We start from the raw sequence: 22,604 nt of genomic DNA on the forward strand, positions 1-22,604 counted from the left end.
CTGCGGCGCCTGCCGCTGCTCCGGCTGCTGCACCTGCTGCCAAGCCGATGTCGGACGAGGCGGTGCTCAAACTGTTCGAAGAGGGCTCCTACGACCTTGTTCCGCACGACAATATGCGCAAGACCATCGCCCGGCGTCTGGTCGAGGCAAAGTCGACCATCCCGCATTTCTACCTGACCTTGGATTGCGAGCTGGACGCACTTTTGAAGCTGCGCTCCGAGCTCAATGCCGCTGCGCCGATGAAGAAGACCGAAAAGGGCGATGTCCCAGCCTACAAGCTCTCGGTCAACGACATGATCATCAAGGCGATGGCCCAGGCACTGGTCGCCGTGCCGGATGCCAATGCGTCGTGGACGGAAACGGCCATGGTCAAGCACAAGCACGCCGATGTCGGGGTGGCGGTATCGATCCCGGGCGGGCTGATCACGCCGATCGTGAGGAAGGCCGACCAGAAGACGCTGTCGGTGATCTCCAACGAGATGAAGGACCTCGCCAAGCGCGCCCGCGATCGCAAGCTGAAGCCGGAAGAGTATCAGGGCGGCACCACGGCGGTGTCGAACCTTGGCATGTTCGGCATCAAGGACTTCGCCGCCGTCATCAACCCGCCGCATGCGACGATCCTGGCAGTGGGTGCAGGCGAGGAGCGCGCGGTCGTGAAGGGCGGCGAGATCAGGATAGCCACCGTCATGTCGGTGACGCTGTCGACCGACCACCGTGCCGTCGACGGCGCGCTGGGAGCCGAACTGCTCGGCGCCTTCAAGCGTATCATCGAGAACCCGATGACCATGCTGGTCTGATAACTGCAGCAGGACGGCCATATGAAGACCGTACTCTGTTATGGCGATTCCTTGACCTGGGGCTATGACGCCGGAGGTCTCGGCCGCCACGTGTTCGAGGATCGCTGGCCGAGCGTGTTGCAGGTGGAGCTCGGCGGCACGGCGCGTGTGATTGCCGAAGGTTTGAATGGTCGCACCACGGCCTTCGACGATCATCTGGCCGACGTTGATCGCAACGGCGCGCGCATGCTGCCGACTGTTCTTGCAACGCATGCACCGCTCGATCTCGTCATATTGTTGCTCGGCACCAACGACATGAAGTCGTTTATCTGCGGTCGCGCGATCGGTGCCAAGCAGGGCATGGCGCGGCTGGTCGATATCGTGCGCAGTGTGGTCTATCCAATGACGGCAGCGGCGCCAAAAGTGCTGATCGTGTCACCGCCGGTTGTTCGAGAGACGGCGAATGTCAATTTTGCCGCCACGTTCGAGGGTGGGATTGCTGAATCGCGAAAGCTCGCAGGGCTTTATGGTGCTTTGGCCCAGGAGACGGGCTGCGGCTTCTTCGATGCGGGCACGGTGGCTGAGACGACACCGCTCGACGGTATCCATCTCGACGCCGAGAATACCCGCCGCATTGGCGCGGCACTGGCGCCAAGAGTGCGCACCATGCTGGAGCTTTGATCGTGCCGGACGAGATCATCATCCGCCCGGCGAAGAAAAGCGATGCAGCCGAGCTTGCCATTCTGGTCGATGTGAGTTCGCACGGCTTTGCATCCTGGTTCTGGTATGGCGCTGTGCTCGACGGAAGCAAGGAGACCGCGTTCGAGCAGGGGCGCTCGTTCATGCGCTCCGATACCGAACGCGCCAGTTGGAAGGATTCGAGCGTGGCTGTGGCAGGCGAGGAAATTGCGGGCGTGATCATCGGCCATCCGATCGAACCGTCCATCGCGAACGAAGTGGCGCCTCACGCCGCCATCGAACCAATCCTGGCCCTGCAGAAGATGTTGGTCGACCACTGGTTCATCGACAGTCTGGGGGTCTACCGGCACCTGCGCGGCAAGGGTTTGGGCAAACGTCTGCTCCTGCACGAGGTCGAGCGCGGCGCTGGGAGGCCGATAAGCCTGATCACCGAAAGCCACAACGAGACCGCGCTCGGGCTTTACAAATCGCACGGATTTGCCGAGGTGACCCGACGGCAAGCCGTGCCGCTGTCTGACGACAGCAAGGAACATGACTGGGTGCTGCTGACACGTGGCGCCGCTTGATGAAAAGGCAGGGAAAACATGGCTGACAACTACGACGTCATCATCATCGGCTCCGGTCCGGGCGGCTATGTCGCGGCCATCCGTTCCGCGCAGCTCGGTCTCAAGACCGCGATCGTCGAGCGCGAGCATCTGGCCGGCATCTGCTCCAACTGGGGCTGCATTCCGACCAAGGCCCTGCTGCGTTCGGCCGAGATCTTCCACTACGCCGAACACGCCAAGAGCTACGGCCTGACACTCGAAGGAACGATCAAGCCGGATCTCAAGGGCATTGTCGACCGTTCGCGCGGCATCGCCCAGCGTATGAACAACGGCGTCGGCTTCCTGATGAAGAAAAACAAGGTCGACGTGATCTGGGGCGAAGCCAAGATCACCAAGCCGGGCGAGATCGTCGTCGGCAAGTCGTCCAAGAAGCCGATGGAGCCGATGGGGCCGATCCCGAAGGGTACCAAGGGCGAGGGCACCTATACCGCCAAGCATATCGTGATCGCCACCGGCGCGCGGCCGCGCGCGCTGCCGGGGATCGAGCCGGACGGCAAGCTGATCTGGACCTATTTCGAGGCCATGGTGCCGCAGGACATGCCGAAGTCGCTGCTGGTGATGGGTTCGGGCGCCATCGGCATCGAATTCGCCTCCTTCTACCGCACCATGGGCGTCGACGTGACCGTGGTCGAGATCATGCCGCAGATCATGCCGGTGGAAGATACTGAAATCTCCATCTGGGCAAAGAAGCAGCTCGAAAAGCAGGGCATGAAGATCCTTCTCGAGACCAAGGTCACCAAGGTCGAGAAAGGTGCCAACTCCGTCACTGCGACGGTCGAAGGCAAGGATGGCAAGACGCAGACGATCACCGCCGACCGGATGATTTCGGCGGTCGGCGTCCAGTGCAATACCGAAAATCTCGGACTGGAGACCGTTGGCGTGAAGCTCGATCGCGGCGCTATCGCCATCGACGAATTCTGCCGCACCAATGTGCCAGGCATCTACGCCATCGGCGACGTCGCCGGACCGCCCATGCTGGCGCACAAGGCCGAGCATGAAGCCGTGATCTGCATGGAGAAGATCGCAGGCCTGCATGTCCATCCGATGGACAGGCTCAAGATCCCGGGCTGCACCTATTGCAGCCCGCAGGTGGCATCCGTCGGCCTGACCGAAGCCAAGGCCAAGGAACAGGGCAAGGACATCCGCGTCGGCCGCTTCCAGTTCGTCGCCAATGGCAAGGCCGTGGCGCTCGGCGAGGACCAGGGGTTGGTCAAGACGATCTTCGACAAGAAGACCGGGCAATTGCTGGGGGCTCATATGGTCGGCGCGGAAGTGACCGAACTCATCCAGGGGTTCGTGGTGGCGATGAACCTTGAAACCACCGAGGAAGAGCTGATGCACACCATCTTCCCGCATCCGACGCTGTCGGAAACGATGAAGGAAAGCGTGCTCGACGCCTACGGGCGGGTGCTGAACGCGTAGGGATGCTAAAAGACCGTGGCGGCATGCGTTGCCGTGGTCTTTTTCTTACCGACGAAAAGCCTTAGATGAGGCTCGTACCCAATCCCTGACTTTGCGTTTCAGGGAGATGCAGGAAAGATCAGATGGTTACCGTTCTCGATCTCGTCGCCAACAAGCCGCGCCCCCGTCACCCGGAGAAGGCACATCGGCCCGATCAGGAAGTGTTGCGCAAGCCTGACTGGATCCGCGTCAAGGCGCCGGTCTCCAAGGGGTATGCCGAGACGCGCGAGATCGTGAAGTCACACAAGCTGGTGACGGTTTGTGAGGAGGCCGGCTGCCCCAACATCGGCGAATGCTGGGAAAAGAAGCACGCCACCTTCATGATCATGGGCGAGATTTGCACGCGCGCTTGCGCTTTCTGCAATGTCGCGACCGGTATCCCAACCGCGCTCGATGCGGACGAACCCAACCGTGTGGCGCAAGCCGTCAAGACGATGGGGCTTTCCCATGTCGTTATCACCTCGGTCGACCGCGACGACCTCGAAGACGGTGGCGCGCAGCATTTCGCCGATGTCATTCTCGCCATCCGCGCAGCTGCGCCGACGACCACGATCGAAATCCTGACGCCGGACTTCCTGCGCAAGGACGGCGCGCTGGAAATCGTCGTTGCTGCCAAGCCGGATGTGTTCAACCACAATCTCGAAACCGTGCCGTCCAACTACCTGACGGTTCGCCCAGGTGCGCGTTATTTCCATTCGATCCGGCTCCTGCAGCGGGTGAAGGAGCTCGATCCTTCGATCTTCACCAAATCCGGCATCATGGTCGGGCTTGGTGAGGAACGTCACGAGGTTCTGCAGTTGATGGATGATCTGCGCTCGGCCGACGTCGACTTCATGACCATCGGGCAGTATCTGCAGCCGTCGAAGAAGCATCACCCGGTGAAGAAGTTCGTCACGCCAGAGGAATTCCAGTCCTACGCCATCGTCGGCAAGAGCAAGGGTTTTCTTCTCATGGCATCAAGCCCGCTGACGCGCTCGTCCCATCACGCGGGGGAAGACTTCGCTCAGTTGCGCACTGCCCGCGCAGAGCAGCTCAAGAAAACCGCCCAATAAGCCGGTTTCATGCCGAAATTCGAGGCGACGCGCCGCGTATCACATTCTCCGGACCAGATGTTCGCTCTGGTTGCCGATGTGGAGAAATATCCGCAATTCGTGCCGCTGTGCGAAGCGCTTGCCGTGCGCTCTCGTCGCGAGCGCGACGGGCGCACCGTGCTCGTCGCCGACATGAGTATCGGTTACAAGGCGATCCGCGAGACTTTTACGACCCAGGTGCTGCTGAAGCCGGACGAACGCATCATCGATGTCAAATACATCGACGGCCCCTTCAAGTATCTGAGCAATATCTGGGGTTTCGAGCCGGCGAGCGACGGTTGCTTCGTGCGCTTTTTCATCGACTACGAATTCAAGAGCCGCATTCTGGGGGCGATGATGGGCACCATGTTCGACCGTGCCTTCCGCATGTTCTCCGAGGCGTTCGAAAAACGCGCCGACGTGATCTATGGGCGGGATGTCATCTCCTGAAGCCGCGGTTCATCGGCAATGCTAACGGGACCGGCACACAAGCAAAAAATTCAGTTGGCGAGGGCCCTGAGCCCCATTTCCAGTGCATGCCGCACCGTCTCGCGGCGAATGAAGTCACGCCCCCGATTGTCGAAGATGCGGTGCTCGGAAATGGTCGCCTGATTGTCAAGCGCCAGGCCGAACCATACAAGGCCGACCGGCTTTTCATCTGAGCCGCCATCCGGTCCAGCAATGCCCGTCACCGCCAACGCAATGCCGGCACGGGAACGGGCCAGCGCACCGGCAGCCATCTCCAGCGCTGTTTCGGATGACACCGCTCCAAAGGTTTCCAGCGTGTCTGCCTTGACGCCGAGCATGTCCATCTTGGCTTCGTTCGAATAGGTGATGAAGCCGCGATCGACGACAGCCGACGAGCCGGCGATATCGGTCAGGTGGGCAACGATCATGCCGCCGGTACAGCTTTCGGCGGTCGCGGCCATGACCTTGCGTGTGAGGCAGGCTCTCAGGAAGCGGTCCGCCAGCAGCGTGAGTTCGTTCATTCCGGCACCTCTCCGGGGTAGACGACACTCGCTGTGGCGATCGCTGCGATGCCTTCCTGGCGACCGACAAAGCCGAGTTTCTCGTTCGTCGTCGCCTTGATGGAGATGCGTTCGGGCGCGATTCCCAGCATGCCGGAGAGTGCGGCGGTCATCGCTTCGCGATGCGGTCCAACGCGTGGTGCTTCGCAGATCAGCGTGATGTCGGCATTGGCGATGCGACCGCCCCGCGCGCGCACGATCTTTGCGGCGTGTTCGACGAAGATGTGGGAGGCGGCCCCTTTCCATTGCGGATCTGACGGCGGGAAATGCGTGCCGATGTCGCCAGCACCACAGGTGGCAAGCAATGCATCGGTGAGGGCGTGCAGGCCGACATCGGCATCGGAATGGCCAGAAAGCTTGCGATCATGCGGGATTTCGACACCGCACAGCGTCACGTGATCGCCGGCTTCGAAGGCGTGCACATCATAGCCGTTGCCCGTGCGGATGTCGGGAAAGCTCGAACGCGCGCCATTCAATCGTTGATCTGCCATGACGATATCCCGTGCCCAGGTGAGTTTGACGTTGTCGGGTGAACCGGCGACGATCTTGACCGGTAGCCGCGCCCATTCGGCGATGGCGGCATCGTCGGTGAAATCGTCCCTGCCAGCCTGATGTGCTTTTTCATGCGCGTCCAGAATGGGACGGAATGGAAAACCTTGCGGTGTCTGCGCAGCATGCAAGCCCGCACGCGGAACGGTTTCACCGATCGTGCCGTCACGGCTTTCGCGTTTCAGCGTGTCGGCCACCGGAAGTGCCGGCAGTGCACCTTGACCGGCGGCAATGACGTCGATGACGCGGTCGATGAGATCGTGATCGGCAAAAGGCCGCACGGCGTCATGAATGAGCACCCTGTCCGGTGTCTTGCCGTCCAGTGCGATGAGGCCAAGCCGGACCGAATCCTGTCTGGTGCGCCCGCCGGTGACGATTGTGATCCTGGCGAGATGATCGCCGACTGCCTTCTGAAGCAATTCCTGGTCGTCGGTGTGGATAACGATGACGATGTGGTCGATGCGCGGATGCGAAAGGAAAGTCTCCAGCGTTCTGACGAGGATGGCGCGGCCGCCAATATGGCGATATTGCTTGGGCCCATCAGCCTGACCGGCACGCTCGCCGCGGCCTGCCGCTACGATGACGGCGGCGACACCGCCACCGGCGGATACGGCCTTGATTGCGCTCGTTTCCTTCATGCGCAGAGGCTTAGTCGCGGGCGAAGAGGAAGGCCAGCTTTTTCCCAAATAAGCCGCAATGCATGTTCATTCTGCATTGCACAATCAACCCGATCTGGCTAGTGAATAGGCAAAGATAGACGTTGCTTGGTTTTTGTGCATGACCGATCCGAATAAGCTCGCCTTGCCGCTCGCCGTTGGCGGGGTCGCTTTGCGCAATCGCGTCTTCCTGGCGCCGATGTCCGGCATCACCGATGAGCCGTTCCGCAAGCGCGCCTATGCGCATGGCGCTGGTCTTGTCGTTTCGGAAATGGTGGCCAGCGGCGAGCTGGCGCGGGGCAGGGAGGGGTTCGACCTGCGCATTCGCCATTCCGGTCTGCCGGTGCATATGGTGCAGCTTGCCGGGCGCGAAGCAACGCACATGGCCGAAGCAGCACGCATCGCGGCAGATGAGGGCGCTGACATCATCGACATCAATATGGGCTGTCCGGCCAAGAAGGTGACGGGCGGTTATGCCGGCTCGGCGCTGATGCGCGACCTCGACCACGCGCTCACCCTGATCGAGGCGGTGATCGGTGTGGTGAAAGTGCCGGTGACGGTCAAGATGCGGCTCGGCTGGGATGAGGATGCGCTGAATGCGCCGATGCTTGCCCGCCGCGCCGAACAGGCCGGCGTGAGCATGGTGACGGTGCATGGCCGTACGCGCTGCCAATTCTACCAAGGCAAGGCCGATTGGCGTGCCATCGCGCGCGTGAAGGAGGCTGTGTCGATCCCTGTCGTTGCCAATGGCGATGTCGCGACGCCAGCCGATGCGATTGCGATCCTCGAACAATCCGGCGCTGATGCCGTCATGGTCGGTCGAGCCCATTACGGCGCACCGTGGGCTGCAGGTGCTATTGCTACCTCCGCTGCCGGCATTGAGGCAGCCGGCGTGCCGAAGGATACAACGGAACTCGCCGACTACGTGGTTGCGCATTATGAAGACATGCTCGCTCACTATGGCGTGGAAAGCGGGTTGAGGCAGGCCCGAAAGCATCTCGGCTGGTATCTGGACCGCTACGCGGCCGCGACGTCCAGGGACCTGCGCAAAGATGTGCTGACTTCCTTCGAGCCTGGCCGTGTCAGCGCGTTGTTGAGAGAGGCGCTTCTGCCCGGCGGCGATGCGGAAGACATCCGGAGCGCGGCATGACCGCGACAGTTGCTCCCGTCGCGGACATGGCCGATGCCGCACAGATCCTGCTCAATACCATTCGCCGGCCGGTGATCATGGTCGGGCCGGAGGGTCACATCACCTATGCCAATGCCGACGCCGAGGATTTCTTTCGTTCCAGCGCGACCATGCTGGCGCGCAATACGCTGGCGAAGCTCATCCCCTTTGGCAGTCCGCTGCTGACTTTGGTGGACCAGGTTCGCGAACGGCGCGCGCCGGTCAACGAATATCGCGTGGACGTTTCCTCGCCACGCCTCGGTATCGAAAAGATCGTCGATCTTTATGTGGCGCCGGTGCCGGAATTTCCGGATTCCGTGGTTGTGATGTTCCAAGAGCGGTCGATGGCCGACAAGATCGACCGCCAGATGACGCATCGCGGCGCTGCCCGTTCCGTCACCGGCCTGGCCGCAATGCTTGCGCATGAAATCAAGAACCCGCTGTCCGGCATCCGTGGCGCCGCGCAATTGCTCGAGCTCTCCGCCTCTGACGACGATCGGGCCCTGACGCGGCTGATCACCGACGAGACCGATCGCATCGTCTCGCTGGTCGATCGCATGGAGGTGTTCTCGGACGAGCGGCCGATCGATCGCTATCCCGTCAACATCCATGTCGTGCTGGATCATGTGAAAGCAATTGCCAGGAACGGCTTCGCCAACCGGATCAAGATCGGGGAGGATTACGATCCCTCATTGCCTTCGGTCTATGGCAACCGCGATCAGTTGATCCAGGTGTTCCTCAATCTGGTCAAGAACGCCGCCGAGGCGATCGGCTCCGATCCGCTGGGGGAAATCACGCTCACTACGGCATTCCGCCCCGGCATCCGCATGTCCGTTCCCGGCACACAGGACCGCGTATCGCTGCCGCTCGAGTTCTGCGTGCACGACAACGGTCCGGGTGTCCCGGACGATATCCTGCCGATTCTGTTCGATCCGTTCATCACCACCAAGCCGAATGGCTCCGGTCTGGGGCTGGCATTGGTGGCCAAGATCGTGGGCGAGCATGGCGGCATCATCGAATGCGATGCGACGCCGCGTGGCACCACCTTTCGTGTGCTTCTGCCCGCCTGGAAGGAACCCGTGACTGAAAGCGAAGAAGGACAACGCCTATGAGTGCCCGCGGCACCATTCTCGTCGCTGATGACGATGCGGCGATCCGCACCGTACTCAACCAGGCATTGTCGCGCGCCGGCCATGACGTGCGGGTGACGTCGAACGCGTCCACGCTCTGGCGCTGGGTTGCGGCGGGCGAGGGCGACATCGTCATCACCGACGTGGTGATGCCGGACGAAAACGCCTTCGATATGCTGCCGCGCATCAAAAAGGCGAGACCGGAACTGCCCGTGATCGTCATGAGCGCACAGAACACGTTCATGACCGCCATCCGCGCCTCCGAGACCGGCGCCTATGAATATCTGCCCAAGCCATTCGATCTCACCGAACTGCTCAACATCGTCGGCCGCGCCATGGCTGAACCACGCCGGCCGAAGGCTGATGTCCGGCCCGAGGAACAGCCGGAAACGATGCCGCTGGTTGGCCGCTCCGCCGCCATGCAGGACATCTATCGCATGCTGGCGCGCATGATGCAGACAGATCTGACTGTGATGATCAGCGGTGAATCCGGTACCGGCAAGGAGCTCGTTGCGCGCGCTTTACATGAATATGGCCGGCGCCGAGGAGGCCCATTCGTTGCCATCAACATGGCTGCTATCCCACGCGACCTGATCGAATCGGAGCTGTTCGGTCACGAAAAGGGGGCATTCACGGGAGCACAGAACCGCTCCACGGGTCGTTTCGAGCAGGCTGAGGGCGGCACGCTGTTCCTGGATGAAATCGGCGACATGCCGATGGAAGCGCAAACGCGGCTACTGCGCGTGTTGCAGCAGGGCGAATACACGACCGTGGGAGGGCGCACGCCGATCAAGACGGATGTGCGTATCGTCGCGGCGACCAACAAGGATCTGCGAACGCTGATCAACCAGGGTCTGTTCCGCGAGGATTTGTTCTATCGTCTCAACGTCGTGCCGCTCAGACTTCCAGGTCTGCGCGAACGCGCCGAGGATGTTCCGGATCTCGTGCGCCATTTCTTCAAGCTTGGGGCCAAAGAAGGGCTGCAGACCAAACGCATCGTGCCGGCCGGCATCGAGCTGATGAAGCGCTATCCCTGGCCAGGCAATGTGCGCGAGCTTGAAAATCTGGTGCGCCGTCTGGCCGCGCTCTATCCGCAGGACGAAATTTCCGCCGAAATCGTCGAAGCGGAACTAAGGACTGGCGACGTGGCCGTCGCGCCCGGCACGAATGCCTTGATCCCCGATGACCTGTCGATCAGCCAGGCTGTCGAACACTATCTGCAACGTTATTTTGCTTCCTTTGGCGGTGATCTGCCGCCGGCTGGTCTCTATCAGCGCATCCTGGAAGAGGTGGAGCATCCCCTTGTTCTGGCGGCGATGACGGCGACGCGCGGTAATCAGATCCGCGCCGCCGATCTGCTTGGACTCAATCGCAACACATTGCGCAAGAAAATCCGCGATCTTGGCGTCAACGTCTATCGCGGCGCGCGGCAGGGTTAGGCGTGAAGCACGGCGACCGTCTCGCTGCACCAGTCCATCAAAAATCAGTTGATGAGGCGTCGAAAGATTTTTGTGATCTGGCGTCTTGTTGCATATTCGCCACAATGCGTTGCATAGATGCTACGCAATCATGACAGCAAGCGGCGAAATGGCTGAGCAGGCCATACCATTGAGCGGACCATTGTTTCGAAGATCCGGTGTGCAGGAAGCCAGGCGGCTGATGGCGCTGCCTGGCATCATTGCGATCATTGGCGCGTTGCTGACGGCGGCGGTTTCCTTCGCAATTCTGGTCGGCGCGACACCGATTGTGCCCGACCGAACAACCACGCTGTGGCTCATCGGCCTCAATGCGCTGTTCATTTTTTTCCTTGTGGCGCTGGTTGCCCGCGAAGCGCAACGAATCATCATGGCACGCCGCGTCGGCAAGGCCGCATCCCGGCTCCATGTGCGCATCGTCATCATGTTTGCCCTCGTCGCAGCGGTGCCGGCGATCCTGGTCGCCATTATCGCCGCGATCACGCTGAACATCGGCCTCGACCGCTGGTTCGAGATTCGTACCAAGACGATCATCAATTCGTCGCTGTCGATTGCGGAAGCCTATGTGCAGGAGAATGCTCGCAATTTGCAGGGCACGACGCTTTCCATGGCCTACGACCTGGATAGCTCACGCACGCTCTACGGTCTCGATCGCGGCGGATTCCTGGATCTCATGAACAAGGAAGCTGTTGGACGCGGCCTCGCCCACGCCGCCTTGGTCAAGGAAGACGGCTCCTTCGTCATGAGTGCCAAGACCAGCGCCGATTTCCCGATGCCGGGGCCGCCCGATGGTGCGGTGAAGCAGGCACAGGACGGCAGGCCGCTGCTGATCGAGCCGCGCACGCGCAACATCATGGGCGCGATCATCAGGCTAAAGGAAATCGAGGGGCTTTATCTCTACACCATCCGCGTGGTGGATCCTGAGGTGATCAGGGCGCGCGAGATCGTTCGGGCAAATACCGCCGAATATCGCGGGCTCGAAACCAACCGGGGGTTCTCGCAGGTCGCGTTCGCACTGCCTTATATGTCGCTGACGCTCATTGTCATCCTGTCGGCGATCTGGACGGGTATTGCTGTGGCCGACAGGCTGGTGCGGCCTATCCGCCAACTCATCGGCGCTGCCGACGAAGTGGCGACCGGCAATCTCGACGTCTCGGTGCCCGTTCGCCATTCCGACGGCGACGTTGCCCATCTTGGCGACACCTTCAACAAGATGCTGCTGGAGTTGAAATCCCAGCGCAACGAAATTCTGACCGCCAAGGATCTTGCCGACGAGCGGCTTAGGTTCTCTGAAGCCGTTCTCGCCGGCGTCACTTCCGGCGTAGTCGGTGTCGACCCCTTCGGCACGATCACCATCGTCAACAAGTCGGCCGAAGCGATGCTGGCGATGTCATCCGACGCTGCGCTGGGGCAGAACCTGTCCACGGTGCTGCCTCATGTCGGGCGCGTGCTGGAAATCGGCCGCAAATCCGGCAAGCCGGTCTACCGCGAGCAGGTGACCTTCTTCCGCGCCGGCGCCGAACGGACTTTCAACGTTCAGGTGACGATCGAGGAAGACCAGGACGAGGCCTATGAGGGCGAGAAGTCCTATGTCGTGACTGTGGACGACATCACCGATCTCGTTACCGCCCAGCGCACGTCGGCCTGGGCCGATGTCGCCCGGCGCATCGCTCACGAAATCAAGAATCCGCTGACGCCGATCCAGCTTTCGGCCGAACGCATCCGGCGTCGTTACGGCAAAGTGATCACCGAGGACCGCGAAGTCTTCGATCAATGCACGGATACCATCATCCGGCAGGTCGAGGATATCGGTCGCATGGTCGACGAGTTCTCTTCCTTCGCGCGCATGCCGAAGCCCGAAATGAAAGCGATCGATTTGCGCGAACCGTTGCGCGAGGCTTCGTTCCTTGTGGAAGTCAGCCGCTCCGACATCGCCTTCGAACGTGCGTTCGGTGACGAACCGCTCAAGGGCACTTTCGATAATCGCCTGCTCTCGCAGGCGTTCGGCAATGTCATCAAGAATGCCGCCGAGGCCATGGAAGGGCTCGAACGGGCGCCTGGCGAAAAGAGCGTGATCCGTATCCAGGCAGCGCATGTCGACGGCTCGATCCAGGTCGACGTCATTGACAATGGCAAGGGGCTTCCGCGCGAAAACCGGGGTCGGCTGCTCGAGCCCTATATGACGACGCGCGAGAAAGGTACGGGGCTTGGCCTCGCGATCGTCAAAAAGATCGTGGAAGACCATGGCGGACGGCTCGAACTGCACGATGCGCCGGCCGACTTCCACGGCGGGCGAGGTGCCATGATCAGCATCATCCTTCCCGCCACCGGCGCGACGCAGCGCGCCCGGGTGACGGCGGAAAACGAACGAGAAACTGAAAAGGTCGGTAATGGCGTCTGATATTCTGATCGTCGACGACGAAGAAGACATCCGTGAACTTGTTGCCGGCATCCTGAGTGATGAAGGTCACGAAACCCGCACCGCTCACGACGCGGACAGTGCGCTGGCGGCAATCGCCGACCGTGCACCGAGGCTCGTCTTCCTCGACATCTGGTTGCAGGGCTCGCGACTGGACGGCCTGGCACTGCTCGATGAAATCAAAACCCTGCATCCCAATCTGCCGGTGGTGATGATTTCCGGCCACGGCAATATCGAAACGGCGGTGTCGGCCATTCGTCGTGGTGCTTATGATTTCATCGAAAAGCCCTTCAAGGCGGACCGGCTGATCCTCGTTGCCGAGCGTGCGCTGGAAACTTCCAAGTTGCGGCGCGAGGTTTCCGACCTGAAACAGCGCAGCGGCGAGACATTTGACCTGATCGGCATGTCGTCTGCGATGAGCCAGTTGCGGCAGACCATCGAACGTGTAGCGCCGACCAACAGCCGCATCATGATCATGGGACCGTCGGGTTCCGGCAAGGAGCTGGCGGCAAGGGCCATCCACGCCTTGTCTGCGCGCAAGAGCGGGCCGTTCGTGACCTTGAGCGCAGCCAACATCACGCCCGAGCGTATGGAGATCGAGCTGTTCGGCACCGAATCGAATGGGACGGAGCGAAAGGTCGGCGCGCTGGAGGAGGCGCATCGCGGCATACTCTACATCGATGAAGTCGCCGATATGCCGCGCGAGACTCAGAACAAGATCCTGCGCGTGTTGGTCGAACAACAGTTCGAGCGGGTGGGCGGTACCAAACGCGTCAAGGTGGATGTGCGTATCATCTCCTCGACCGCGCAGAACCTGGAAGCCATGATCGCCGAGGGGCGCTTCCGCGAAGACCTCTATCATCGCCTGGCAGTCGTGCCGGTGGCGGTGCCGGGGCTTGCGGAACGGCGGGAGGACATTCCTTATCTGGTCGATACCTTCGTCAAACAGATATCGAGGCAGGCGGGGATCAAAGCACGCCGCATCGGTGACGACGCGATGGCTGTTCTTCAGGCCCACAATTGGCCGGGCAATGTGCGCCAACTGCGTAACAACATCGAGCGCCTGATGATTCTGGCACGAGGTGACGATGTGGAGACGCCCATTACCGCCGATCTGCTGCCTTCGGAGATTGGCGACGTCATGCCGCGCACACCCAACCAATCGGACCAGCACATCATGGCATTGCCATTGCGCGAGGCCCGCGAGCAGTTTGAAAAGGATTATCTGATCGCCCAGATCAATCGCTTCGGGGGCAACATCTCCAAGACAGCCGAATTCATCGGCATGGAGCGCTCCGCCTTGCATCGCAAGCTTAAATCTCTCGGGGTCTGACCAGCCGGTGTCGACCGGCTGGACCATTTCTTTGTCCGATACGCGGTCAGCGGAATCGCGTAAGAAAACCTGATATTTCAGAGGGTTCACCATGCCGCGCATTGCCTATGTCAACGGACGCTACGTCGCACATCGCGATGCGGCCGTGCATGTCGAGGATCGTGGCTACCAGTTTGCCGACGGCGTCTACGAAGTCTGCGAGGTGGCGCGTGGGTTCATCGTCGATATGAAACGCCATCTTGACCGGCTCGACCGGTCCCTGCGGGAGCTTCGTATCGACTGGCCAATTGGTAGAAAACCGCTTGAGATCGTCTTGCGTGAGGTTGTCAGGCGCAACCAGGTATTCAACGGACTGGTCTATGTGCAGGTAACGCGTGGCGTGGCCAGCCGAGACTTCCTGTTTCCCGCAGACACGATGTCGTCGCTCGTTGTGACCGCCAGGAAAGTGAATCCGGCGCTTGCGGCCAAACGCGCCGAAGACGGCATCAAGATCATTACGGTGCCGGAAAATCGCTGGGATCGGGTCGACATCAAGTCAGTCGGCCTGCTGCCGAACGTGTTGGCAAAGCAGAAGGCCAAGGAATCCGGAGCTCAGGAGGCCTGGTTTGTCGATGAAGACGGCAACGTCAAGGAGGGTGGATCGTCGAACGCCTGGATTGTCACCAAGGACGGTGTTCTGGTGACGCGACCGGCGGAACATGGGATCCTGCGCGGCATTACCCGTACCACGATATTCGACGTCGCGGCCAAGCTTGACCTGAAGATCGAGGAACGCAGTTTTTCTGTTGCAGAGGCCAAGGCTGCACGCGAAGCGTTCATTAGTTCTGCAACCACGATCGCTATGCCGGTAGTGGCCATCGACGGACAAACCGTTGCCAATGGCCACCCGGGATCAGTAACACTTTCGTTGAGACAAGCGTTTTTTGACGTTGCGGAAAAAAGTCCGGCCTGATAACCGGCACAACAGGAATGGACATCAATACATCTCGTTCTACTTGTCGTTGTTCACGACAAGCACGTCTGCAAGCTTGACATATGCCGAGTATTTTGGCGCACTGGCATGCATACCGAAGGGGATCGGCGAAAGATAAGAACAATGGCAGAGCGTTCGCAAAATCTTCAGGACCTGTTCCTGAACTCGGTGCGCAAGAGCAAGAATCCACTCACAATCTTCCTCATCAACGGCGTGAAATTGACCGGGGTGGTGACCTCGTTCGACAATTTCTGCGTGTTGCTGCGGCGCGACGGGCATTCGCAGCTCGTTTACAAGCATGCCATTTCCACGATCATGCCGAGCCAGCCGGTTCAGATGTTCGATGGTGAGGAAAGCCAAGGCGGCTAATTGACCAAGCAGAACGACGCGAGCCGAAAGGGCCGCGAGCAATCGGCACACGATGGGGGCGCGGGCTCCGGAGAGGCAACCCGTGCCCTGGTCATCGTGCCAGTACTACCGAATCACGCAAGGCAAGAGGACGACACTGGTCGCGTGCGGCTGGCGCGTTCGCCCGAGGCGCGGCTGGAAGAGGCCGTCGGCCTGACGCGTGCCATCGATCTCGATCCCGTCCAGACATCGATCGCCATCGTTGCCGAACCCCGACCGGCGACACTGTTGGGTTCGGGCAAGGTTTCGGAACTAGCAGAGGCGGTCAAGGATAAGCACGCGGAACTCGCCATCGTCGACCATCCGCTGACGCCGGTGCAGCAGCGCAATCTGGAGAAGGAACTGAACGTCAAGGTTCTGGACCGGACCGGCCTCATCCTCGAAATTTTCGGTGAGCGCGCACGCACTAAGGAAGGCACGCTGCAGGTCGAGCTCGCGCATCTCAACTACCAGAAAGGTCGCCTGGTGCGTTCCTGGACACACCTTGAGCGCCAGCGCGGCGGCGCCGGCTTCCTTGGCGGTCCAGGTGAAACGCAGATCGAGGCCGACCGGCGTGCATTGCAGGAAAAGATCATCCGTCTGAAGCGCGAACTGGAGACGGTGCGACGCACCCGCGACCTGCATCGCGCGAAGCGAAAAAAGGTGCCTTTTCCGGTGGTTGCGATTGTCGGCTACACCAATGCCGGGAAGTCGACGCTGTTCAACAAATTGACCGGCGCTGGGGTGCTGGCAGAAGACATGCTGTTTGCGACGCTCGACCCGACATTGCGACGGGTACGCCTGCCGCACGGGACCCCGATCATCCTTTCCGATACGGTCGGTTTCATTTCCGACCTGCCGACGCATCTGGTCGCCGCTTTCCGCGCCACTCTCGAAGAGGTGGTTGAGGCCGACCTGGTCATCCATCTGCGCGACATCTCCGATCCGGATACTGCTGCGCAAGCGGAGGATGTCGAACGTATTCTGGGCGATCTCGGCGTCGATGCCGCCGACGCCAACCGTGTCGTTGAGGTCTGGAACAAGGTCGATCTGCTGGATGAAGGCAATCGAGAGCGCCTGCTGGCCGAAAGCGCTGACGGAAAACGTCCTCCGATCGCCATTTCGGCTGTGACGGGCGAGGGCATCGTCGCGCTCAAGGCTCTGATCGAAACGCGCGTGTCGGGAGAATTGCAGTCGGTCGAGATCACCTTGCAGCCGGCACAGCTGGGAATGGTCGACTGGCTTTACCGCAACGGCGATGTCATCAAGCGCACCGACAACGAAGATGGCAGCGTTTCCTTGTCGTTGATGGCGACCGAAAGCGCGCGCGAAGAGATCGAAGGTCGACTGCAACGCAAAAGCGGATGAGATGTCCAGTCTCCCAAAGATGCGGGTGGCAAGGCCATCCGACAATCTCGAAGCTTTGCTGCGCTTTTACGGAGACGGCTTGGGTCTGCAGATCCTGACGCGTTTCGACGATCATGATGGCTTCGACGGGATCATACTAGGGCACCCGAACGCGCCCTACCATCTGGAGTTTACGAAGGCGCATGGCGCGGCTGCTGGTCGCGCGCCGTCCGAAGATCATCTTCTCGTCTTCTATCTTCCCGATCAGACCACATGGGCCAATGCCGTCAGTTCCATGAAGGCTGCGGGTTTCGATCCGGTGCCGTCATTCAATCCGTATCGGGACAAGGTTGGTGCCACTTTCCAGGATCCGGATGGATACCGTATGGTGCTTCAGCGTGCCGAGTGGAGCCGCTAGAGCAATTCAAGGAAAAGCGCGTGTGACGGTTTTCCGTCCGGAATTGTGAAAAAAACAAAGAGATAGAGCGTTTCCGTGAAAAACGAAAACGCTCCAGGATTCAGCCAGCGCCCTTGGCTTGCTGCCAAAGTGCCTCCATCTCGTCCAGCGAGGCTTGTTCCAAGCTGCCGCCCGAGGTGTCTAGTGCCTGCTCGACATAGTGGAAGCGTTTTCGGAACTTGTCGTTGGTGCCGGAGAGGGCCGCTTCCGAATCGACCTTGAGATGGCGGCCGAGATTGACGACGGCAAATAGCATGTCGCCGAACTCATCCTTGATCGCAGCGGTGTCGCCCTTGGCCAGGGCTTCGCGCAATTCCGCGATCTCTTCCTCGATTTTGTCGAGGATGGGTTCAGCCTGGCTCCAATCGAAGCCGACGCGCGCGGCTTTCTCCTGCAGTTTGAGCGCCCTGGTGAGCGCCGGCAGGGCGACCGGGACGGAATCCAGGAACCCCTTGCCGTGATCCTCCGGATCCAGGCCGCGCGCCAGCCTTTCGGCGCGGCGCTCCGCCTTTTCCTCGGCCTTGATCTTCTCCCACATGCCCTTGGCCATTCCGGCACTGCGGGCTTCCTCGCTGCCGAAGACATGCGGATGGCGGCGGATCATCTTGCGGGTGATGCCCTCGACCACGTCGCCGAAGGCGAATTCACCTTTTTCGTCAGCCATTTGGGCGTGGTAGACGACCTGAAGCAAGAGGTCCCCAAGTTCCTCACGCAGATTGTCGATATCATTGCGCGCGATGGCGTCGGCCACCTCGTAGGCTTCCTCGATCGTATAGGGCGCGATGGTCGAGAAATCCTGCTCGATATCCCACGGGCATCCGGTGACGGGCGCACGCAGGGCCGCCATGATCTCGATGAGGCGGGAAATGTCCTTGGAGGGCTTCATGGCAAGAGCCTAATCCGCATCGGGCAGAACGGCCAATGCCGCTGAGCGGCATTGGCCTTTTGTCCACAATCTCGCAGAACAGAGCCCTGCGCGACGCGCTAGTCGAGTACCGAAACAATTGCCGTGGCGAGCTTGTCCAGGCCATCTTCCGGCAGACCGGCCACATTGATGCGGCTGTCGCCCACCATATAGACGCCGTATTCGGCTCGAAGCCGCTCGACCTGCGTCTCCGTCAGACCAAGGCGAGAGAACATGCCGCGGTGCTCCGCGACGAAGTCGAAACGGTCCGAATTGGATTGCCTGCGCAGCGCTTCCGCGAAAGCGACGCGCAGCCGCAACATGCGCTGGCGCATTTCTTCAAGCTCGGCCTCCCAGTCGGCACGCAGTTCCTTGTCCTGCAGAACGATGCGGACCGCGGCTGCGCCATGATCCGGCGGCATGGAATAGAGTGTGCGTGCTGCGGCCAGCATGTGGCTCAGTGCGATGTCTGCTTTCGCGCCGTTCTTCGCCAGGATCATCGCGGCGCCGACGCGATCGCGATAGACAGCGAAATTCTTGGAGCAGCTCGAGGCGACCAGCATTTCAGGAACCTTGCCAGCGATAAGGCGCAGGCCGGCGGCATCAGCCTCCAGACCTTCGCCGAAACCCTGATAGGCGATGTCGACAAAAGGCAGCAGGCCGCGTTCCACCAACAGATCCGCCACCTGCGCCCATTGCCCGAGGCTGAGGTTGGCGCCGGTCGGGTTGTGACAGCAACCATGCAACAGCACAGCGTCGCCCGGCTTGGCCGTCTTCAGCGTCGCCAGCATGTCGTCGAAGCGGACCGAGCCGCTCGCCGCGTCGAAGTAAGGATATTCGGCGATGGTGAGTCCGGCTCCCCGCATCATAGGAATGTGGTTCGGCCAGGTCGGGTTGGAAATCCAGATCGCCGCATCCGGCCGAGTGCGCTTCAGCAACTCGGCTGCAAGCCGCAGCGCGCCGGATCCGCCTGGCGCCTGTGCCGCGCGGATACGCGTGAGATCGGCGGCGTCGCCGAAAACCAGCTTCGTCATTACGTCGTTGAAGGCGAGATCGCCGGCAAGGCCGAGATAGGTCTTGGTGTCCTGGCTCTGCAGAAGCCGTGTCTCAGCTTCCCGCACCGCTCGCATGACCGCCGTCTTGCCGTCGCGATCCTTGTAGACGCCCACACCGAGATCGACTTTGTCGGTGCGCGGATCGGCGCGATAAAGCCCGATCAGGGCAAGAATCTTGTCTGTTGGCGCTGGCTGCAGGTCTTCGAACATCTGAGGCTTTCCATGGCATCGCGCCGCCTTTTGGGCGCGGCGGAGTGATACGAAAAACGGCGTGGCTGCGCCAGAATTATTGCACGAAGCACCAAAGGCCGCATTGCTATTCCGGCAGTACAGTGCCCGAGCGCTAGGTTTTCTGAACCCTTATCGTTGAGAACAATGTTCGGCGATGTGCCCGTTCCTGAGAATGTCATGCCAATTTCCTTCAAAAAATAGCAATCGACAAAATCTACTGAGTTTATAGACTAATGGGAAATGGAGGACGCTATGGCGAATTTCCTGACCCAGGCCGGTGCACGAAAATTACGCCACCGTGGCATTTCAGTGTCGCCTGTCGGCAATGCCGGTGCATTGCTGCCTTACGCGGTTTTCGCGGTTTCCTTCCTTTTCGCAAGTGCTTTCATCTTCGGGCTTGTGCCCTGAGCTACAGGCGATGTGATCGCCTGCCATTCCAAAGGAGTTGAACCGCCCGCCTGTCCACCACAACAAAGGGAGAAGTTGTGATGAGCGTTGTGTTCACTTTTGTACCCCCTGCAACTGCCGATCAACCGGACGCATCGTTCAAAGGGCATGTCTCCGGAAAACGGGTCACCGCCGCTTCGGCGTGGCGTGCCGGCTTTCAGTCCTGGCTGTCTGACGGGCAGGGTGAGCTTGGCGCTGTCGATCTCGCCTTCATGAGACAGAGCGAACCGCAGCAAATTGTGCTGACCCACGGCGCGGGTGAACTCGATCCCGTCACCGCGGCCCGCCGGCTGGCGGCCTTGCAGCTTCAATACAACGGCAGGATTGCGCTGCGTGTTCCTGCGCGGGGACTGATCGATACGGATCAGCAGCCGAGCCATATCGCCTTCTGGCGGCGTGTCGACGAATACATCACGCTCCTGAAGCGACTGTGGGCGAATGAGAAACCGATCGATCACGAAGGTCCCTTCTACAGCATCGTCGGCGGCTTCGTGCCGCGTAAGGGCGCGCGCGGCATCGTCGTGCCGATCCGCATGGGTGGACTCTCCGGAACGGCCCTGAACGTCGCGGGAAAACATGCCGACATCTTCGAGCTTGCCGCTGTGTCGCCGGACGAGGCCCGCTTGTTGGCGAGCCGAGTTCGTTCCGCCGCAGCGCGGCATGGCCGGCAGGGCAAGGTTCGTTTCGCACTGCCGGTCGTCTTTGACGCAGCAGGCCGGGAAACCGCAGCCTCAGGCGAGGTAAATCTGTCGCGACAGCCGGCCCAGGCGGCTCTTCAATTGCTGGGCTTCGTTGATGCCGGTGTTTCTGAGTTTATGGTCAGGGGAATCCGGAAAGCCGAGGATCTTGACGCTTTCGAACATGTGGCGTCCTTCGTTCAGAACTCGTCGGCGCGGCGCGAAGCCGCATGGGCGGCAAATTCCGGCGTCGCCGCTGGTCGCTTCGATATGGCAGCCGTTCGAAACTCCTGAAGCTCTGCAGCAACTGCGTGCAAGGCGGTGCGGACCAAGGTTCGCGCCGCCTTTACCGTTGTGAAGCGGCCTAGCGGAACCCTGGGGCTGCTCGTTGCGTCAGTTGCCCGGCCAATTTGGCGGTCTGGTTGCGGATGTCAGGTACGGCGTCGATTTCGAAAAATGTTCCGCGGGTGAGGGGACCGACCGCAAAGAGACGGTCGGAAGCGGCGCCGTTGCGGTCGATCACCGCACAATCCAGCGTCACATCGAGGCCAAGGCGCAGTGGATCGGGGCGGGCAAGGCCTCGATCGGTCAAGGAGCGGATCACCGCGACCGAACCTGTGGAGACGTCCTTGACGATACCGGTGCAGTCATAGACGCGGCCAACTCTTAAGGTCTCGGGCTCTCGCGCGCGGCGAGGCAAGAGCTTCACCACGCTGTCGCCATTGTCGGAGCCCGTGCCGAGCACACGTGCGGCAAGCAGCTTCAAACGGCCGGTATGCACGGCCTGGTTCACGCGGGCATGAATCTGCGGCGGCATGCGGTGGCGATGGATGTCCCACCATGCCTTGGTATGTTCGAGGAAGCGCCGTTTGGCGGTGGACGGCCAGTTCTGCCAGATGCGCTGGTTGAAGGGTCTCAGCCCATCGACGACATCGCGCCAGTTGCCGCCGGCCTTTTCCGTCTCGCGCACCAGTTTGTGGAACCAGTCGACGAAATAGGATAGCTCGGTACCAAGGGGGATATCGGCGCTGTCCAGCTTGATCGGATTGCCCTTCTGGTGCGGCCAGGGCAGGAGCCCGCGCCGAGATACGGCGATGATCTTGCCCCGGTGCCCTCGATGTTCGAGCGTCAGCCAGGCATCGACCATGCTCAAGCCGGTGCCGAGGATGAGCACGGGCGCGTCGGGATTCAACGGCGTATCATCGTCAGAGCCTATACGGACCGCGAAATTCTGGTCAGGCGCAGGTTCTTGATCGTGGCCGGTGGCTAGAACGGCTACATGGCCAACGAGGCTTGTGCCGTCGGCCAGCCGCGCTTCCACCCCTGCTGATGTTGTTGTGACGCCAAGGCATTCCTGCTGCACAAGTCGCAAGCGCCCCGTCGCGCGTTCACGCTCGGCGATGCTTTCAAGTATGTCCTGCAGATAGCGCCCGTAGGTGCTGCGCGGGGTATAGACGGGACCTGCATCCACAGGCACAAGCTGCTTTTCCTGAAGCCAGCGCCAATAGTGTGACGGATCGTTGGGAAAGGCGCTCATATTGGTGGCTGCGACGTTCAGCAGGTGATCGGGCAGGGCGGCGGAATAGGCCATGCCCTTGCCGAAGCTGTCGCGGCGTTCGACCAGGGTAACGCGTAGGCCCGGATCGTCAGAGCGCAACAGATGCGCAGTCAGCATGACGCCACTGGCGCCACCGCCAACAATGATGACGGAATTGCGCGAACGTTCGATCATCGTCGCTCCTCCCTTAAGTCCATAA

The 22,604-nt window shown here is 60.9% G+C and carries 22 protein-coding genes; 17 read left to right on the top strand and 5 right to left on the bottom strand.

Annotated elements, in window-relative coordinates:
* The 6 genes from AO692_RS09630 to AO692_RS09655 all read left to right on the top strand — a co-directional run.
* The coding region (locus tag AO692_RS09630) for a 2-oxo acid dehydrogenase subunit E2 (RefSeq protein ID WP_200911721.1) at positions 1-797 on the top strand (797 nt) is incomplete at its 5' end.
* A gap of 21 nt (positions 798-818) precedes the next feature.
* Positions 819-1,457 carry an SGNH/GDSL hydrolase family protein gene (locus AO692_RS09635; RefSeq protein WP_054309854.1) on the top strand — a complete coding sequence of 213 codons (639 nt, stop codon included), beginning with the start codon at positions 819-821 and terminating at the stop codon, positions 1,455-1,457.
* Between the two features lie 2 nt (positions 1,458-1,459).
* A complete protein-coding gene (locus tag AO692_RS09640; protein ID WP_054310019.1) occupies positions 1,460-2,041 on the top strand; it encodes an N-acetyltransferase in 582 nt (193 codons plus the stop codon).
* Positions 2,042-2,059: 18 nt separating this feature from the next.
* Complete coding sequence (gene lpdA, locus AO692_RS09645; protein ID WP_054309855.1) at positions 2,060-3,502, top strand: dihydrolipoyl dehydrogenase; 1,443 nt, start codon at positions 2,060-2,062, stop codon at positions 3,500-3,502.
* A gap of 122 nt (positions 3,503-3,624) precedes the next feature.
* Complete coding sequence (lipA, locus tag AO692_RS09650; RefSeq protein ID WP_054309856.1) at positions 3,625-4,593, top strand: lipoyl synthase; 969 nt, start codon at positions 3,625-3,627, stop codon at positions 4,591-4,593.
* Between the two features lie 9 nt (positions 4,594-4,602).
* A complete protein-coding gene (locus AO692_RS09655) occupies positions 4,603-5,061 on the top strand; it encodes a type II toxin-antitoxin system RatA family toxin (protein ID WP_054309857.1) in 459 nt (152 codons plus the stop codon).
* 50 nt (positions 5,062-5,111) lie between these two features.
* Here AO692_RS09655 and AO692_RS09660 read toward each other — a convergent pair whose 3' ends face one another.
* Positions 5,112-5,600, bottom strand: a complete 489-nt coding sequence (locus AO692_RS09660; protein WP_054309858.1) for a CinA family protein — start codon at positions 5,598-5,600, stop codon at positions 5,112-5,114.
* A complete protein-coding gene (locus AO692_RS09665) occupies positions 5,597-6,826 on the bottom strand; it encodes a bifunctional 2-C-methyl-D-erythritol 4-phosphate cytidylyltransferase/2-C-methyl-D-erythritol 2,4-cyclodiphosphate synthase (protein WP_054309859.1) in 1,230 nt (409 codons plus the stop codon). The genes AO692_RS09660 and AO692_RS09665 overlap by 4 nt, the downstream gene beginning before the upstream one ends.
* Positions 6,827-6,965: 139 nt before the next feature.
* Between AO692_RS09665 and dusB the strand changes: the two genes are divergently transcribed.
* From dusB to AO692_RS09710, 9 genes are all read left to right on the top strand, one after another.
* Positions 6,966-7,994, top strand: coding sequence for a tRNA dihydrouridine synthase DusB (dusB, locus tag AO692_RS09670; RefSeq protein ID WP_054309860.1), 1,029 nt, complete (start codon positions 6,966-6,968; stop codon positions 7,992-7,994).
* Positions 7,991-9,124 carry a nitrogen regulation protein NR(II) gene (locus AO692_RS09675; protein WP_054309861.1) on the top strand — a complete coding sequence of 378 codons (1,134 nt, stop codon included), beginning with the start codon at positions 7,991-7,993 and terminating at the stop codon, positions 9,122-9,124. The genes dusB and AO692_RS09675 overlap by 4 nt, the downstream gene beginning before the upstream one ends.
* Positions 9,121-10,581 carry a nitrogen regulation protein NR(I) gene (ntrC, locus tag AO692_RS09680; RefSeq protein ID WP_054309862.1) on the top strand — a complete coding sequence of 487 codons (1,461 nt, stop codon included), beginning with the start codon at positions 9,121-9,123 and terminating at the stop codon, positions 10,579-10,581. Before AO692_RS09675 ends, ntrC begins: the two co-directional genes overlap by 4 nt.
* 148 nt (positions 10,582-10,729) lie before the next feature.
* Positions 10,730-13,018 (top strand): PAS domain-containing sensor histidine kinase, encoded by a 2,289-nt coding sequence (locus AO692_RS09685; RefSeq protein ID WP_054309863.1) that lies wholly within the window; start codon positions 10,730-10,732, stop codon positions 13,016-13,018.
* The gene (locus AO692_RS09690) at positions 13,008-14,369 is read left to right on the top strand and encodes a sigma-54 dependent transcriptional regulator (RefSeq protein WP_054309864.1); all 1,362 of its coding nucleotides are present in this window, start codon (positions 13,008-13,010) and stop codon (positions 14,367-14,369) included. Before AO692_RS09685 ends, AO692_RS09690 begins: the two co-directional genes overlap by 11 nt.
* Positions 14,370-14,460: 91 nt before the next feature.
* Positions 14,461-15,321, top strand: coding sequence for a D-amino-acid transaminase (locus AO692_RS09695; RefSeq protein ID WP_054309865.1), 861 nt, complete (start codon positions 14,461-14,463; stop codon positions 15,319-15,321).
* Between the two features lie 144 nt (positions 15,322-15,465).
* Complete coding sequence (gene hfq, locus AO692_RS09700) at positions 15,466-15,711, top strand: RNA chaperone Hfq (protein ID WP_018428055.1); 246 nt, start codon at positions 15,466-15,468, stop codon at positions 15,709-15,711.
* Positions 15,712-17,097 (top strand): GTPase HflX, encoded by a 1,386-nt coding sequence (gene hflX / locus AO692_RS09705; protein ID WP_054309866.1) that lies wholly within the window; start codon positions 15,712-15,714, stop codon positions 17,095-17,097. It abuts the gene before it with no gap.
* 1 nt (position 17,098) lies between these two features.
* Positions 17,099-17,494 carry a VOC family protein gene (locus tag AO692_RS09710; protein ID WP_054309867.1) on the top strand — a complete coding sequence of 132 codons (396 nt, stop codon included), beginning with the start codon at positions 17,099-17,101 and terminating at the stop codon, positions 17,492-17,494.
* A gap of 100 nt (positions 17,495-17,594) precedes the next feature.
* Here the strand turns inward: AO692_RS09710 and mazG are convergent, their stop codons facing one another.
* Both mazG and AO692_RS09720 read right to left on the bottom strand, forming a co-directional pair.
* The gene (gene mazG, locus AO692_RS09715; RefSeq protein WP_054309868.1) at positions 17,595-18,419 is read right to left on the bottom strand and encodes a nucleoside triphosphate pyrophosphohydrolase; all 825 of its coding nucleotides are present in this window, start codon (positions 18,417-18,419) and stop codon (positions 17,595-17,597) included.
* 98 nt (positions 18,420-18,517) lie between these two features.
* A complete protein-coding gene (locus tag AO692_RS09720) occupies positions 18,518-19,702 on the bottom strand; it encodes an amino acid aminotransferase (RefSeq protein WP_054309869.1) in 1,185 nt (394 codons plus the stop codon).
* A 273-nt stretch (positions 19,703-19,975) separates the two neighbouring features.
* Between AO692_RS09720 and AO692_RS33105 the strand changes: the two genes are divergently transcribed.
* Both AO692_RS33105 and AO692_RS09725 read left to right on the top strand, forming a co-directional pair.
* The gene (locus AO692_RS33105) at positions 19,976-20,131 is read left to right on the top strand and encodes a hypothetical protein (RefSeq protein ID WP_161808054.1); all 156 of its coding nucleotides are present in this window, start codon (positions 19,976-19,978) and stop codon (positions 20,129-20,131) included.
* A gap of 80 nt (positions 20,132-20,211) precedes the next feature.
* Positions 20,212-21,141, top strand: coding sequence for an LLM class flavin-dependent oxidoreductase (locus AO692_RS09725; RefSeq protein ID WP_054309870.1), 930 nt, complete (start codon positions 20,212-20,214; stop codon positions 21,139-21,141).
* A gap of 70 nt (positions 21,142-21,211) precedes the next feature.
* Here the strand turns inward: AO692_RS09725 and AO692_RS09730 are convergent, their stop codons facing one another.
* A complete protein-coding gene (locus AO692_RS09730) occupies positions 21,212-22,579 on the bottom strand; it encodes an FAD/NAD(P)-binding protein (RefSeq protein ID WP_054309871.1) in 1,368 nt (455 codons plus the stop codon).
* Positions 22,580-22,604: the final 25 nt, after the last annotated feature.

Origin of the sequence: Mesorhizobium sp. 1M-11 (assembly GCF_001303895.1) — a bacterium.
Lineage (GTDB): Bacteria > Pseudomonadota > Alphaproteobacteria > Rhizobiales > Rhizobiaceae > Mesorhizobium.

Excerpts from the sequence above, each read along its gene's own strand:
- AO692_RS09730 (WP_054309871.1), bottom strand. The coding sequence starts at position 22,579 with ATGATCGAACGTTCGCGCAATTCCGTCATCATTGTTGGCGGTGGCGCC.
- lipA (WP_054309856.1), top strand. The coding sequence starts at position 3,625 with ATGGTTACCGTTCTCGATCTCGTCGCCAACAAGCCGCGCCCCCGTCAC.
- ntrC (WP_054309862.1), top strand. The coding sequence starts at position 9,121 with ATGAGTGCCCGCGGCACCATTCTCGTCGCTGATGACGATGCGGCGATC.
- AO692_RS09695 (WP_054309865.1), top strand. The coding sequence starts at position 14,461 with ATGCCGCGCATTGCCTATGTCAACGGACGCTACGTCGCACATCGCGAT.
- AO692_RS09665 (WP_054309859.1), bottom strand. The coding sequence starts at position 6,826 with ATGAAGGAAACGAGCGCAATCAAGGCCGTATCCGCCGGTGGCGGTGTC.
- AO692_RS09635 (WP_054309854.1), top strand. The coding sequence starts at position 819 with ATGAAGACCGTACTCTGTTATGGCGATTCCTTGACCTGGGGCTATGAC.
- AO692_RS09690 (WP_054309864.1), top strand. The coding sequence starts at position 13,008 with ATGGCGTCTGATATTCTGATCGTCGACGACGAAGAAGACATCCGTGAA.
- AO692_RS09675 (WP_054309861.1), top strand. The coding sequence starts at position 7,991 with ATGACCGCGACAGTTGCTCCCGTCGCGGACATGGCCGATGCCGCACAG.
- AO692_RS09720 (WP_054309869.1), bottom strand. The coding sequence starts at position 19,702 with ATGTTCGAAGACCTGCAGCCAGCGCCAACAGACAAGATTCTTGCCCTG.
- dusB (WP_054309860.1), top strand. The coding sequence starts at position 6,966 with ATGACCGATCCGAATAAGCTCGCCTTGCCGCTCGCCGTTGGCGGGGTC.
- lpdA (WP_054309855.1), top strand. The coding sequence starts at position 2,060 with ATGGCTGACAACTACGACGTCATCATCATCGGCTCCGGTCCGGGCGGC.
- AO692_RS09710 (WP_054309867.1), top strand. The coding sequence starts at position 17,099 with ATGTCCAGTCTCCCAAAGATGCGGGTGGCAAGGCCATCCGACAATCTC.
- AO692_RS09660 (WP_054309858.1), bottom strand. The coding sequence starts at position 5,600 with ATGAACGAACTCACGCTGCTGGCGGACCGCTTCCTGAGAGCCTGCCTC.
- AO692_RS09655 (WP_054309857.1), top strand. The coding sequence starts at position 4,603 with ATGCCGAAATTCGAGGCGACGCGCCGCGTATCACATTCTCCGGACCAG.
- AO692_RS33105 (WP_161808054.1), top strand. The coding sequence starts at position 19,976 with ATGGCGAATTTCCTGACCCAGGCCGGTGCACGAAAATTACGCCACCGT.
- AO692_RS09685 (WP_054309863.1), top strand. The coding sequence starts at position 10,730 with ATGGCTGAGCAGGCCATACCATTGAGCGGACCATTGTTTCGAAGATCC.
- hfq (WP_018428055.1), top strand. The coding sequence starts at position 15,466 with ATGGCAGAGCGTTCGCAAAATCTTCAGGACCTGTTCCTGAACTCGGTG.
- mazG (WP_054309868.1), bottom strand. The coding sequence starts at position 18,419 with ATGAAGCCCTCCAAGGACATTTCCCGCCTCATCGAGATCATGGCGGCC.
- AO692_RS09725 (WP_054309870.1), top strand. The coding sequence starts at position 20,212 with ATGAGCGTTGTGTTCACTTTTGTACCCCCTGCAACTGCCGATCAACCG.